The following is a 13,406-nucleotide window of genomic DNA, read 5'->3' as shown; positions in this document are numbered from 1 at the left end:
GCGGCGCCAAATCGGGGTGACGCTGGGGAGTGTGACGAGATGGGTTCGGGATTTGGCGGTCGCAACCTGATCGCGGCGATGGGGGCTCTGGGCCTCGCCCTGGCGATGGCGCCTCCGGGCCGCGCGCAGTCCCCCGCCCAGTCACCCGTCATCCTGACCCTCTCGGGCGACGAGGCGCCCGAAACCGTCAGCCGCATGGTCGAGGCGCTGTCGCGCGACGGGCGCCAGGTCGAAATCCGCATCGGCGGCACACCTGGTGCGGTGAAGCCTGCGAGCGCTCCGTCCAAACCGGAAGCCCCTTCCAAGGCCGCGGCGCCGAGCGAGAGCGCGGCTCCCTCCACCACGGCCCAGGTCGAGGCTTTCGTCGATGATCTGGTCGAGGGTGTCGATTACGGAGTCGCCTCCGTGCCCCGGATCGGCCAACTCGCCGATGATTGGAGGCGGGCCTGGCAAGCCAGACGCAACGGCCTGACCGGCCTGTCTGCTGAAATGCGCCTCGTGCTCATCATCGCCTTGGCGCTCGCGGCAGCGGGCGCGTTCCGCCGGGCCAGCGCCGGCTTCTTCGCAGCCCGGATGCGCCCGCAGGGACCTGAATTCACTCCGCGGCTGATCGCCTCGTCATGGGGCCTCCTGCAGGATGTCGCCACCATCGTCCTCGCGCTTCTGGCGGCACGGCTGGCGCGCAATGCCTGGCTGCCGGATCCGGACATCGCCGCAGCGACGATCACCACGGTGGCCAACGGCGCCGCCATCGGTGCCCTCCATCTCGCCGTCGGGCGCTTCCTGCTCTCGCCCGGCGTGCCGGAGCGGCGCATCATGCCGCTGCCGCGGGCAGAGCGGCATTTCGGCTTCCTCCTGTTCTACTCGGTGGTGACCCCGCTGATCATCGTCGCGCTGCTGCTGTCGGGCCGGGTCGGCTCGGGGCCGCAGCCGCTGGCGGGACTGCTGATGCTGACCGGCCTCATCGCGGTCGCCTTCAAACTCTGGTGGTTCTACGACCTGCGCGGCGATCTCGCCGCCCTGATCCTGAAGGGTTCACCCGAACCCGGCCCCTGGCGACGCCTGATCGCGCTCTCGGCGCCCTGGTTCTACATGGCGACGGCGCTGGCGCTCTGGGCGGTCGGGCGTGCCGCGGCGATGATGTCGGATGGCGGCCGCTGGGCCGAGGCCGCGGCCCTGACCCAGACGGCGATCGTCATCATCCCGATCCTCGCCGTCGGAATCGGTAGCTGGCTCGACTGCCGCGCCGCCCGCCATGCCAGGACCGAGGGCGCGACGCCGCTCTCTCTGGCGACGGGCGCGGCACTGCGCGCGGCTGCCGTTGGCATTCTCTGGGCTGCCGGATTCTTCATTCTGGCGCGGCTCTGGGCCGGGCTGCTCGTCGGCCTCAGCACGGCGCAGTTCACCGCCTTCTCGCGGCAGGCGGCCGGCGTCGCGATCTTCGCCTTCGCCGGCTGGGTGGCCCTCGTCTTCCTGCGCGTCTTCTTCGACGCCTGCGCGCCGAAACCGCGCGCCTCCGGCCATGCCGATGAGGAGGAGGGCACCGGCGACAGCGTGCCCTCCCGTCTGGCGACCGTGCTGCCGGTTCTGCGCGGGGTCGTGCTGGGTGCGGTGCTGGGCCTGACGATCCTGATCGTGCTGTCACGCATGGGCGTCGATATTGGCCCGCTGCTCGCCGGCTTCGGCATCCTCGGCCTGGCCATCTCCTTCGGTTCGCAGGCGCTGGTGCGCGACATCGTCTCCGGCGTCTTCTTCATGCTCGAGGACGCCTTCCGCGTCGGCGAATATGTCGACACCGGGCGGCTGAAGGGCACGGTCGAGAAGATTTCGCTGCGCTCGATGCAGTTGCGCCACCAGAGCGGACAGATCCACACCATCCCCTTCGGCCAGATCCAGCAGCTGACCAATGCCAGCCGCGACTGGGCGACGATCAAGTTCAACGTCCGGCTCGACCACTCGGCCGACATCGAGCAGGCGCGCAAGACGATCAAAAAGGTCGGGCTCGCTTTGCTCGAGGCCCCCGAATTCGGGCCGCATTTCATCGCCCAGCTCAAGATGCAGGGCGTCGCCGACATCACCGACAGCGCGGTCGTCATCCGTCTCAAATTCACCGCCAACCCCGCCCAGGCTTCGACGCTGCAGCGCGAGGCGCTCAAGCGGGTCTATCGGGCGCTGAACGAGGCCAAGGTGCCCTTCGCCTCGAATCTCGTCACCGTGCGTGGCGGGGAGGGCGGTTCGACCTCGGGCGCCGCCGCGATCGCCGCGGTGCCGCCGCCCAGCCCGCTGGCGCCGGCGGCGGGCTAGGGTTGATCTCATCGCCGCTTGGCGGACTCGTACACGTCGGAGTGATCACGCCGACCGACCGCGACGACGAGGACCGTGAGGACGTTGTCGTCGACCCGGTAGACCAGCCGATACCCGACCTGCCTCAGCTTGATCTTGTAGTGGTGCGGCATCCCGTGCAGCGCGTCGGAAGCGATACGTGGACGGAGGAGCCGTTCGGCGAGCTTCTTCTTGAACTGGACGCGAGCGTTATCGCCGAGCTCGCGCCATTCCTTCTGAGCCGAGGGCAGGAAGGCGAGGCTATAGCTCATCGAGGGTGACCGACACCCCGACCTCGTCGGCGCGAGCCTTGACGATTTCGGCGAGAGCCAAATCATCGAGCCGCTCCAACATCGCCTCATAAGTCTCGGCGGGGACCATATAGGCCATGACGCGGTTGTGGTTCAGGACGGCCACGGGCATCCCCTTGGCATCACTGAGGACGGCGCTGGGGCTCTTCTTCAGCTCCGAAACGCTGACCGCATAATCAGCCTCGACGCGCTGGACGCCGGTCTTCATCCGCGAGCCCTCCGTAACTGACTTGAATACAGTACCAAGTTCGGCACTGAAATCAATTTTGATTTTAAGAGCGTGCTGCCGACGGCGCATGAACAGATCGAGAAAAAGGCCGCTGCGGTGTCCCGCAGCGGCCCCTGATCGTCAGCCTCGTCCGGCCAGCCGGTTCCACCAGCCGCCGCGCTTCGGGCGGTCCGGATCGGGCGGGGTCAGCACTACCGCGACCGGCTCCTCGATCACGCGCGGCGCGGGCGCCGGAGCGGGCTCGGGCTCCGCAACGGGAGCGGCCTCCACCGGTGCCGGCGCGGGAGCTTCGGCAGCAGCAGGCGCGGCGACCGCTTCGATGGTCTCGCCGCCCTCGGTGATCGGCACGACCTTCTTGCGCGAGCGGCTGCGCTTGGGCTTCTCCGCCTCAGCCGGAGCGGCCTCGGCTGCGGGCGCCTCCGCGGTCACTGTTTCCGCAGTGGCTTCGAGCGGCTGCTCGGCCTCGCCCTTGGGCTTGCGGCCGCGGCGGGCGCGCTTCGGCTTCTCCTCGGCGACGGGCTCGACCGGCTCCGCCACCGCCTCGGCGATGCTGGCCAGGGGCTCGGATGCAGTCGCGACGCCATCGGACGCGCCCTCGGCGGTCTGCTCGTCGCCGTCCTCGTCGCCGTCGTCATCGCCGCCATCGGCCTCGTCGCTGCCGCCGTCGAGACGCACGCCATTGGCGTCACGCTCGCCGCCACGCCGCCGCCGACGACGGCGGCGGCGCTTGCGCCCGCCTTCGCCACGCTCGCCCTCGGGCCGCTCCTCGCGACCGCTGGCGGCGACCGCATCCGTCTCGCCGCCGTTCTCGGCATCGAGCGCTTCCGCTTCCGCAGCGGCGTCGAGCGCCTCCTCGTCGGCATCCGAGAGCACGGCTTCCGCCTTGATCGGCGAGGGGACGATGCGTCCCTCATTGCCGACGAACTCGCCGCGCTCCACCTCGAAATAGCGGGTGCCGAGCAGCGTCGGATCGGTCGAGATCGTGATCGCGACGTTGAAGCGGGCTTCCAGATCGGCGAGATGCGCGCGCTTTTGGTTGAGCACATAGAGCGCCACTTCAGGCCGCGTCCGGACGTTGAGGTTGTGCGAGGCGCTCTTGATCAGCGTCTCCTCCAGCGCGCGCAGGATCTGCAGCGACACCGAGGACGCCGAGCGCATCATGCCGGCGCCGGCGCAATGCGGGCAGGGCACGGAGGAGCTCTCGAGCACGCCGGTGCGGATGCGCTGGCGCGACATCTCGAGCAGGCCGAAGGCCGAAATCCGGCCGACCTGGATGCGGGCGCGGTCGTCCTTGAGGCATTCCTTCAGCTTTTTCTCGACCGCACGGTTGTTGCGGTTCTCCTCCATGTCGATGAAATCGATCACGATGAGACCGGCGAGGTCGCGCAGGCGCAGCTGGCGGGAGATCTCCTCAGCCGCTTCGAGATTGGTCTTGAGGGCGGTGTCCTCGATGTTGTGCTCGCGGGTCGAGCGCCCGGAGTTGATGTCGATCGCGACCAGCGCTTCCGTCTGGTTGATGACGATGTAGCCGCCGGACTTCAGCGTCACGGTGTTGGAGAACATCGCGTCGAGCTGGCTCTCGATCCCGAAGGAGGCGAAGAGCGGCGTCTGCTCGCGATAGGCCTTCACGCTCTTGGCATGGCTCGGCATGAGCATGCGCATGAAGTCCTTGGCTTCGCGATAGGCCTCGTCGCCGGCGACGTGAACCTCGTCGATGTCCTTGTTGTAGAGGTCGCGGATCGAGCGCTTGACGAGGTTGCCCTCCTCATAGACCAGCGCCGGGGCGACGGAGGCGAGCGTCAGCTCGCGCACGCTCTCCCACATCCGCATCAGATATTCGTAGTCGCGCTTGATCTCGACCTTGGTGCGCGAGGCACCGGCCGTGCGCAGGATCAGGCCCATCCCCTCCGGAACCTCGAGCTCCTGGGCGATCTCCTTCAGGCGCTTGCGGTCCTCGGCATTGGTGATCTTGCGCGAGATGCCGCCGCCCTTGCCGGTGTTCGGCATCAGGACGGAATAGCGCCCGGCCAGCGAGAGATAGGTGGTCAGCGCCGCGCCCTTGTTGCCGCGCTCTTCCTTGACGACCTGCACCAGGATGATCTGGCGGCGCTTGATCACCTCCTGGATCTTGTACTGGCGGCGCGAGCTGCGTTGCGGGCGCTCCGGCATGTCGTCGAGGGCGTCGCCGCCGCCGAGCTGCTCGGGCTCCTCCTGCTCGCCGTCCTCCGAGCCGTGATCGTCGCCCGACTCGTCGTCATCGGAGCGGCGGCGCGCCTCGTCTGGCTCGGAGTCGGCAGCTGCGTTCGTCTCGTCGCCGTTCGGCTCCCCATCAGTCTCGCCCGCCTGCGGAGCGATTGCGGCGACCGCATCCTCGCCCGCCGATTCCGCCAGGGCCGCGACCTGTTCCTCGGCCGACGCAAGCGCATTCTCGTCGGTCGGCGCGGTGTCGGCGAGCTCGACCGCCTCGGCGCTCACCGTCTCGTCGGACGAAGCCTTCTTGGCGCGCCCGTCCCGGTCGCCGCGACGGCCGCGGTCGCGACGGCCGCGCTTCTCGCGCTTCTCTTCGTCGCGCTCCTCCTCGCGGTCGGCGCGGGCCTCGTCGGCCAGAAGCGCCTGCCGGTCGGCGACGGGAATCTGGTAGTAGTCGGGATGGATTTCCGAGAAGGCGAGGAAGCCGTGGCGGTTGCCGCCATATTCCACGAAGGCGGCCTGGAGCGAGGGCTCCACCCGGGTCACCTTGGCGAGATAGATGTTTCCGCGCAGCGGCTTGCGGCTGGCGGCCTCGAAATCAAATTCCTCGATTCGCGATCCGCGGACCACCACGACCCGGGTCTCTTCCGGGTGGGTGGCGTCGATGAGCATCTTGTTGGCCATATTGACGTTCCATGGGCACGGCCGCCGAAACCCGCCGGGCTGCGGACGAAGGTCCGCTGCCGCGGGCAGGGGTGCCGCGCAGAGGCCGGCGAGCGCCGGCTTGTTGCAGGAGCAAAGGCCGGCGAGCGCCGGCATCTGGGACGGGGAAGTGTTCGGTCGAGACAGAAGAGCGGCTCGGGAAGTCCGGTCGGGCCGAAGGCCCTGCACCGTCCCGCAGGTATTGACGAGTCACCGATGATCCAAGCGGCGTCGTATGCCCCGACATCTGTCCTGACCTGCGGCATGCCCGCTCCGAGGAGACCAGGCCCACCGCGTTTGCACGCTCGCGAGACGTCGGCCTGATGCTGCATGACACGGGCACCGGCACCGGCCGTCTGCGGACGATCCGTTGAGGTTGCCGACTTGCAGCCTGGCCCCGGACGCCGACGGCCCTTCCGGACCGGATGCGCACCATGGGCGGCCCTGCAAGGCAACCTTCCCCATTACAGACAGGTGAGCGTGTTTTGCAAGTCACATCGCGGGGCGGCCTCGTCGCTCCCGCTGCGCGCCGGTTCACCCGAAGGCCGGCCCATGGTAACGCCCTATTAGGATGTTGCGTCGCTATGGTTAAGCCTTGGTGACGACAGTTCGGACGATGAACCTGACACCTCCCTCAATCCTGCCCCTTATCGCCCGTGTCGCGGCCGGCGCCCTGCGCCTGACCGTGCTGGTTGCGGTCGTCGCGACGGGCTTCGCCTGGGCGGGGCAGGCCGTCGCCAATGACCGGCCACCGGCCGAACTGCCGGTCGCGACCGATGCACGGCTGGAACAGGCCGGCGAGACGGTGCGGCTGGTGATGGCGCTGTCACGCCCGCTGGAGGTTACGGCCTCCGTGCTGGCCGGGCCCGACCGGGTCGTCATCGACATGCCCTCGACGAACTTTCAGGTCCAGCCGGCCGTGGCACGGAAGGGCGCGGGCTTCGTCGGCGCCTTCCGATTCGGCCTTTTTACCGCCGACAGGGCGCGGATCGTCATCGATCTCACCCAGCCCGCTGTGGTGGTGAAGGCCGAAACGCGCCCGGTCAGGGGCGGCTTCGGCGAACTCGTCGTGGAGCTGCGGCACGCGACCCGCGCCGAATTCCAGGCCGCCGTCGCCCGCACGCCGACGCGCGAAGCCGCGCCAACCGCGGTGGAGCCTCCGGCCGACAAACCAGCCGGCGAAACCCGGCAGACGGTGGTGATCGACCCCGGCCATGGCGGCATCGATCCCGGCGCCGTCGTCGCCTCGATCTCCGAGAAGAATGTCGTGCTTGCCTTCGGAACCAAGCTGCGGGACCAGCTCGAGGCAAGCGGCCGCTATCGCGTACTGATGACGCGGGACGACGACCGCTTCGTGCCCCTGGCCGAACGCGTCGCCATCGCCCGGGCGGCCGGGGCCGATCTCTTCATCTCGATCCACGCCGATTCGCTGACGCAGGCGCAGGAGGTTCGCGGCGCGACGGTCTATACGGCCTCCGAACGCGCCACCGACGCCGAAGCGGCGAGGCTTGCCGCCAAGGAGAACCAGGCGGATGCCGTCGCCGGGCTGGAGGCCCGCGAGGACACGCAGGACGTCGCCGGCATCCTGATGGATCTGGCCAAACGCGAGACCCGCACGTTCTCCTCCTTGTTCGCCCGCAATCTCGTCGAGACGCTCGGCGGCTCGGTGAAGATGCACAAGGTCCCGCTGCGCTCGGCCGGTTTCCGGGTGCTGAGCGCACCCGACGTGCCTTCGGTGCTGATCGAGCTGGGCTACATGTCGAGCCCCAAGGATGCCGAGCTGTTGAATTCGCCGGAGTGGCGCGGACGCGCCGTCGCGGCGGTGGCGGCGGCCGTCGAGGGCTATTTCGTCAATGCCCGCGCGCCGGGCGGCAAGGCGGCGGAGAATCGGCGCTGACGGCCGGAGCGACGAGACGTCATGTGTCGGAGAGGCCACGGTTTGGCCATGTCCGTCATGTTATAGACGTGATTTGAGACGGTCCGTCCCGGCGCCTGCGCCGGCCGGTCGATGAGCAAGGGCCAGGGCCTGAGATGCGCTTTATCCTGCGACTGTTCGGATGGTTGTTCGCCGCCGGCGCGATCGCTTTCGTGATCGGCGCCGTCGTGGCGGGCGGCTTCCTCTGGCACTACTCGAAGGATCTGCCCGATTCGGCGCAGCTGCGGAACTACGAGCCGCCGGTGATGACGCGCGTCCATGCCGGCGACGGTTCGCTGATCGCCGAGTTCGCCCGCGAACGGCGTCTCTATCTGCCGATCCAGGCCGTTCCCAAGCTGATCATCGACGCTTATCTCTCGGCCGAGGACAAGAATTTCTACAAGCATGTCGGCGTCGACCCGGAAGGGCTCGTGCGCGCCGCGATCACCAATTTCCGCAACCGCTCCGCCGGCCGGCGGCCACAGGGCGCCTCGACGATCACCCAGCAGGTGGCCAAGAACTTCCTCGTCGGCTCCGAGCAGAACATCGAGCGCAAGATCCGCGAGGCGCTCGTCGCGCTACGGATCGAATCGGCCTACTCGAAGGACAAGATCCTCGAGCTCTACCTGAACGAGATCTATCTCGGCGCACCGGCGCCGGGGCAGGGCAGCTACGGGATCGCCGCGGCGGCGCTGAATTATTTCGGCAAGTCGGTCCATGAACTGAACCTGCACGAGGCGGCTTACCTGGCTGCGCTGCCGAAGGCGCCGACCGATCTGCACCCGTTCCGCAACCGCGAGCGCGCCATCGAGCGGCGCAATTACGTCATCGACCGCATGGTCGAGAACGGCTTCGTCAAGCGTGAGATCGGCGAAGCGGCGAAAAAGCAGCCGCTCGGCGTCAATCCTCGCACGGTCTCGCCCAACAACATCGCCGCCGGCTATTTCGCCGAGGAGATCCGTCGCGAGCTGCAGGATCGCTATGGCGAGAAGAAGCTGCTCGAGGGCGGCCTGTCGGTGCGTGCCACCGTCGACCCGAAGATGCAGCTGATGGCCCGCAAGGCGCTGGTCGACGGGCTGGTGCGCTTCGACGAGGCCCGCGGCTGGCGCGGCGCCATCCAGAAGCTCGACCTCTCCGCCCGTGACTGGGGGCTCGCCATCGGCGAACTGCCGGTGCTCGGCGACGTCGCGCCCTGGCGTCTGGCGGTGGTGCTCGACGTGGCGGGCGACAGCGCGCGCCTCGGCCTGCATCCGCTCCGTGAGGCTTCGGGCCATCTCAAGAACGACCGGGATACCGTCACGCTGGGGCCGGAAGGCATCAAGTGGACCCGCCGGGCGCGCGTCTCGCAGGCCGTCTCGGTCGGCGATGTCGTCTATGTCGAACCGATGGATAACCGCCCGGGGCAGGTGCGCCTGCGCCAGCTGCCGGAGGTCAACGGCGCGATCACGGTGATGGACCCGTTCTCGGGCCGCGTGCTCGCCATGGTCGGTGGCTTCAGCCACGACCAGTCCGAATTCAACCGCGCGACGCAGGCGATGCGCCAGCCCGGTTCGTCCTTCAAGCCCTTCGTCTATGCGACGGCGCTCGACAACGGCTACACGCCATCCTCGATCGTGCTCGACGCGCCGGTCGAGATCGACCAGGGCGGCGGGCTCGGCATGTGGCGGCCGGACAATTACGACGGCAAGTCGACCGGCCCGCGCACCCTGCGCTACGGCATCCAGTTCTCGAAGAACCTGATGACGGTGCGTCTCGCCAAAGATGTCGGCATGCCGCTGATCGCGGAATATGCCCGTCGCTTCGGCGTTTATGACGACATGCTGCCCGTGCTCTCGATGTCGCTGGGCGCCGGCGAGACGACGGTCATGCGCATGACCGCCGGCTACGCCATGCTCGTCAACGGCGGCAAGAAGATCCGCCCGACCCTGATCGACCGCATTCAGGACCGCTGGGGCGCAACGATCTTCCGGCACGACCAGCGCATCTGCGAAGGCTGCAACGCCGAGAAATGGGCCGACCAGCGCGAGCCGCGGCTGATCGACAACCGCGACCAGGTTCTCGACCCGCTGACCGCCTACCAGATGGTCTCGATCATGGAGAGCGTCGTCCAGTCCGGCACCGCGACCGTCGTCAAGTCGGTCGGCAAGCCGCTGGCGGGCAAGACGGGGACGACCAACGACGCCAAGGACGTCTGGTTCGTCGGCTTCTCGCCGGATCTCGCGGTCGGCGTCTATATGGGCTTCGACAAGCCGAAGTCGCTCGGCACCTCGGCCACGGCCGGCCAGTATGCGGCGCCGATCTTCCGCGACTTCATGGCGGCGGCCCTGAAGGACAAGCCGGCGACCCCGTTCCGCGTCCCGGCCGGCATCAAGCTGATCCGCGTCGACCCCAAGACCGGGATGCGCGCGGGTGGCGAAGGCGGCATCCTCGAAGCCTTCAAGCCCGGCACCGCGCCGCCGGACAGCTATTCGGTGATTGGCGCCGCGGGTGACGGCATGACGCCCTTCAGCGTGGCCCCGGGCGGCGGTCGCGCCGTCGGCTCCGGCACCGGCGGACTGTACTGACGTCCGCGCCAGCGACGGTCTGCCATGAGGGCGAGCATGACGGGCTCGCCCACCATGCCGTTTACACCGGGCCCGTTCCCGCTTATCCCGACGCCAGATTCATCAAGGCCTAACGCATGCGCCCAGAAATCCAGACGCAACTCGACAACGCCAAGCAGTCGATCGGACTGCTGAGGAGGCATCTTTGACTGGGATCAAGCCCAGCGCCGCCTCGCCGAACTGAACGCCCTCTCGGAGGGCCCCGATTTCTGGAGCGATGCCGACACCGCGCAGAAGCTGATGCGCGAACGCACCTCGCTGGAAACCCAGATCGAGGGCATCCTCAAGCTTGAGCGCGACCTCGACGACGCCCTGACCTTCATCGAGCTCGGCGAGATGGAGGATGACGCCGCCTCGATCGCCGAGGGCGAGGCCGGCATCAAGGCGGTCGAGGTCGAGGCCGCGCGCCTGCAGGTCGAGACCCTGCTCTCGGGCGAGGCCGACATGCTCGACACCTATCTCGAGATCCATCCCGGCGCCGGCGGAACCGAGAGCCAGGACTGGGCCGAGATGCTGCTGCGCATGTATCGGCGCTGGGGCGAGCGGCGGAAGTTCAAGGTCGAGACGCTCGAGTATCAGGACGGTGACACGGCCGGCATCAAGTCCGCCACGCTCCAGTTCAAGGGCCACAACGCCTATGGCTGGCTGAAGACGGAGAGCGGCGTGCACCGGCTGGTGCGCATCTCGCCCTTCGACTCGAATGCGCGGCGCCAGACCTCCTTCGCCTCGGTCTGGGTCTATCCCGTTGTCGACGACCGCATCGTCATCGACATCAACGAGTCGGACTGCCGGATCGACACCTACCGCGCGCAAGGCGCGGGCGGGCAGCACATCAACACGACCGATTCGGCCGTGCGCATCACACACATCCCCTCAGGCATCGCGGTGTCGTGCCAGCAGGAGCGCTCGCAGCACAAGAACCGGGCCAAGGCCTGGGACATGCTGCGCGCGCGACTCTACGAGGTCGAGCTGAAGAAGCGGGAAGAGAAGGCCAATGCCGAGCAGGCCTCGAAGACCGATATCGGCTGGGGCCATCAGATCCGCTCCTATGTGCTGCAGCCCTATCAGCTGGTGAAGGATCTGCGCACCGGCGTGTCGTCGACCGCGCCCTCCGAGGTTCTGGACGGCGCACTCGATCCCTTCATGGAAGCCTCGCTGGCCCAGCGCGTCTACGGCACCGAGGTCGAGGTCGAGGACATCGACTGATCGCGAAAACCCGGCCCGGGCGGCGCCTTTGCGACGCCGCCCGCGGAGGGCGACGCGGAAAGGTCTTGGAACCTCGGGCCTGCCGATCCATTTGTGGACGGCGACGCCGGATCCGCGAAAGGCCAGACCATGACACTCCAACGCCAAATCGGGTTCTGGCTGCTCTCGCTCGCCGTGCTCGTGCTGTTCCTCGTCGTCTTCCGCGACGTGCTGCTGCCCTTCATCGCGGCGCTGGCGCTCGCCTATCTGCTCGACCCCCTGGCCGATCGCCTAGAGCGCATCGGGATGGGCCGGCTCGCCGCCACCATCTTCATCCTCGTGGTGTTCCTGATCATCTTCGTGCTGGCGCTCGTCCTGCTGGTGCCGCTGCTCGGCCAGCAGCTCGCGGGCTTGGTGGCCCGTCTGCCGGCGGACGCGCAGCGTCTGCAGACCCTCGTTCTCGAACAGGGAGGCCCCTGGCTGGAGCGTTTCGGCGGCACGGCGCTGACCGAAGAGGCCAAGAGCTCGCTCGGGAATCTCGTCGGCGAGGCGACCAAATGGGTCGGCAGCGTGCTGCAGTCGCTCTGGACCGGCGGCACGGCCATCGTCGGCGTGTTCTCCCTGCTGGTGCTAACCCCGGTGATCGCCTTCTATCTGCTGGTCGATTGGGACCGCATGTGCGCCACGGTCGACAGCTGGCTGCCGCTCGATCATCGCGACACTATCCGCGGCCTGCTGCACGAGATGGATGTCGCCATTGCCGGCTTCCTGCGCGGCCAGGCGTTGGTGTGCCTCCTGCTCGGCATCTTCTACGCGGTGGGCCTCAGCCTGCTCGGGGTCAATTTCGGCGCGCTGATCGGAATCATCTCCGGCTTCCTGTCCTTCATTCCCTATGTCGGCTCGCTGACTGGACTCGTGCTCTCGGTCGGCGTCGCGATCGTCCAGTTCTGGCCGGACTGGACCTGGCCGCTGGCGACGCTCGCGGTCTTCGCCGCAGGACAATTCCTCGAGGGCAACATCTTCCAGCCGAAATTCGTCGGCGACTCGATCGGCGTCCACCCGGTCTGGCTGATGTTCGCGCTGCTCGCCTTCGGCTCGCTCTTCGGCTTCGTCGGGCTGCTGCTGGCGGTGCCGCTCGCCGCCGTCATCGGCGTACTCTGCCGCTTTGCGCTCCGGCAATATCTCGCTAGCAACATCTATCACGGCGGCGACGCGACCAAGGCCGCGGCTGTGCAGGCGCGCCTCGATGTCGATGCCTGAGCAACCGCCTCGGCCGCGCCAGCTGGCGTTCGACCTGCCGGTCGACAGCCGCCATGGCGTCGAGGATTTCCTGATCGGTCCGTCCAACGAGGCCGCCTACGGGCTGGTCGAGGCCTGGCCGCACTGGCCGGACGCCTGGCTTCGCCTGGTCGGGCCCGAAGGCGCCGGGAAGACGCATCTCGCTGCGATCTGGGCCAAGCGCGCCCATGCCTGGACCGTGTCAGCGAGAGAGGTTCTGGATGCCCAGGTGCCCCATCTCGTCTCCGGCGGCGCGCTGGTGGTCGAGGATTGCGACGGCGGCCTGCAAGACGAGGCGGCGCTGTTCCACCTGATGAATGCGGTCAAGGCGCGCAGTGGCCACCTGCTGCTCACCGCCCGCACGGCGCCCGACCAGTGGGGTCTGCGCGTGCCGGATCTGCTGTCACGGCTGCGGCTGGCGCCGGAGGCCCGGATCGAGCCCCCCGACGACGCATTGCTGCGCGCCGTCCTCGTCAAACTCTTTATCGACCGCCAGCTCGTGGTCGACACCGGGATCATCGACATGCTGGCGCTGCGGATGGAGCGCTCCTTCGCCGCGGCGCGCACCTTGGTCGACCTGCTCGACAGGCTGTCGCTCGAACGCGGCCGCCGCGTCACGCGGCCTCTGGCGACAGAGGCGCTGGAGCACCTCTACGCCGAGGAGTGAAGCC

General features: G+C 68.2%; 9 protein-coding genes. 6 read left to right on the top strand and 3 right to left on the bottom strand.

Translation table 11 applies throughout. The features are described from left to right. The first annotated feature begins 39 nt into the window (after window positions 1-39). Window positions 40-2,304, top strand: a complete 2,265-nt coding sequence (locus ACFPN9_RS21840) for a mechanosensitive ion channel domain-containing protein (RefSeq protein ID WP_377817583.1) — start codon at window positions 40-42, stop codon at window positions 2,302-2,304. Between the two features lie 8 nt (window positions 2,305-2,312). Here the strand turns inward: ACFPN9_RS21840 and ACFPN9_RS21835 are convergent, their stop codons facing one another. From ACFPN9_RS21835 to ACFPN9_RS21825, 3 genes are all read right to left on the bottom strand, one after another. Then, window positions 2,313-2,594: a type II toxin-antitoxin system RelE family toxin gene (locus ACFPN9_RS21835; RefSeq protein WP_066735076.1), complete on the bottom strand. Its 282-nt coding sequence runs from the start codon at window positions 2,592-2,594 to the stop codon at window positions 2,313-2,315. Beyond that, window positions 2,584-2,841, bottom strand: a complete 258-nt coding sequence (locus ACFPN9_RS21830) for a type II toxin-antitoxin system Phd/YefM family antitoxin (protein ID WP_066735078.1) — start codon at window positions 2,839-2,841, stop codon at window positions 2,584-2,586. The genes ACFPN9_RS21835 and ACFPN9_RS21830 overlap by 11 nt, the downstream gene beginning before the upstream one ends. Window positions 2,842-2,982: 141 nt before the next feature. After that, the gene (locus ACFPN9_RS21825; protein WP_066735081.1) at window positions 2,983-5,736 is read right to left on the bottom strand and encodes an Rne/Rng family ribonuclease; all 2,754 of its coding nucleotides are present in this window, start codon (window positions 5,734-5,736) and stop codon (window positions 2,983-2,985) included. A 634-nt stretch (window positions 5,737-6,370) separates the two neighbouring features. Between ACFPN9_RS21825 and ACFPN9_RS21820 the strand changes: the two genes are divergently transcribed. The 5 genes from ACFPN9_RS21820 to ACFPN9_RS21800 all read left to right on the top strand — a co-directional run bounded on the left by ACFPN9_RS21820 (window position 6,371) and on the right by ACFPN9_RS21800 (window position 13,402). Then, window positions 6,371-7,651 carry an N-acetylmuramoyl-L-alanine amidase gene (locus tag ACFPN9_RS21820; protein ID WP_066735083.1) on the top strand — a complete coding sequence of 427 codons (1,281 nt, stop codon included), beginning with the start codon at window positions 6,371-6,373 and terminating at the stop codon, window positions 7,649-7,651. A gap of 134 nt (window positions 7,652-7,785) precedes the next feature. Further along, window positions 7,786-10,233 (top strand): penicillin-binding protein 1A, encoded by a 2,448-nt coding sequence (locus ACFPN9_RS21815; RefSeq protein WP_066735085.1) that lies wholly within the window; start codon window positions 7,786-7,788, stop codon window positions 10,231-10,233. A gap of 116 nt (window positions 10,234-10,349) precedes the next feature. Then, a protein-coding gene (gene prfB, locus ACFPN9_RS21810; protein ID WP_156449897.1) for a peptide chain release factor 2 occupies window positions 10,350-11,478 on the top strand; the annotation gives its coding sequence in 2 pieces (ribosomal slippage) (window positions 10,350-10,418 and window positions 10,420-11,478; 1,128 coding nt in all). A 129-nt stretch (window positions 11,479-11,607) separates the two neighbouring features. Next, window positions 11,608-12,717 (top strand): AI-2E family transporter, encoded by a 1,110-nt coding sequence (locus ACFPN9_RS21805; protein WP_066735143.1) that lies wholly within the window; start codon window positions 11,608-11,610, stop codon window positions 12,715-12,717. Further along, a complete protein-coding gene (locus tag ACFPN9_RS21800; RefSeq protein WP_377817582.1) occupies window positions 12,704-13,402 on the top strand; it encodes a P-loop NTPase family protein in 699 nt (232 codons plus the stop codon). Before ACFPN9_RS21805 ends, ACFPN9_RS21800 begins: the two co-directional genes overlap by 14 nt. Window positions 13,403-13,406 lie beyond the last annotated feature (4 nt).

The organism is Allobosea massiliensis, assembly GCF_042655245.1.
Lineage (GTDB): Bacteria > Pseudomonadota > Alphaproteobacteria > Rhizobiales > Beijerinckiaceae > Allobosea > Allobosea massiliensis.
This window is presented reverse-complemented; position numbering and strand designations above follow the sequence as displayed.

Excerpts from the sequence above, each read along its gene's own strand:
- ACFPN9_RS21805 (WP_066735143.1), top strand. The coding sequence starts at position 11,608 with ATGACACTCCAACGCCAAATCGGGTTCTGGCTGCTCTCGCTCGCCGTG.
- ACFPN9_RS21815 (WP_066735085.1), top strand. The coding sequence starts at position 7,786 with ATGCGCTTTATCCTGCGACTGTTCGGATGGTTGTTCGCCGCCGGCGCG.
- ACFPN9_RS21830 (WP_066735078.1), bottom strand. The coding sequence starts at position 2,841 with ATGAAGACCGGCGTCCAGCGCGTCGAGGCTGATTATGCGGTCAGCGTT.
- ACFPN9_RS21825 (WP_066735081.1), bottom strand. The coding sequence starts at position 5,736 with ATGGCCAACAAGATGCTCATCGACGCCACCCACCCGGAAGAGACCCGG.
- ACFPN9_RS21800 (WP_377817582.1), top strand. The coding sequence starts at position 12,704 with ATGTCGATGCCTGAGCAACCGCCTCGGCCGCGCCAGCTGGCGTTCGAC.
- ACFPN9_RS21835 (WP_066735076.1), bottom strand. The coding sequence starts at position 2,594 with ATGAGCTATAGCCTCGCCTTCCTGCCCTCGGCTCAGAAGGAATGGCGC.
- ACFPN9_RS21820 (WP_066735083.1), top strand. The coding sequence starts at position 6,371 with ATGAACCTGACACCTCCCTCAATCCTGCCCCTTATCGCCCGTGTCGCG.
- ACFPN9_RS21840 (WP_377817583.1), top strand. The coding sequence starts at position 40 with ATGGGTTCGGGATTTGGCGGTCGCAACCTGATCGCGGCGATGGGGGCT.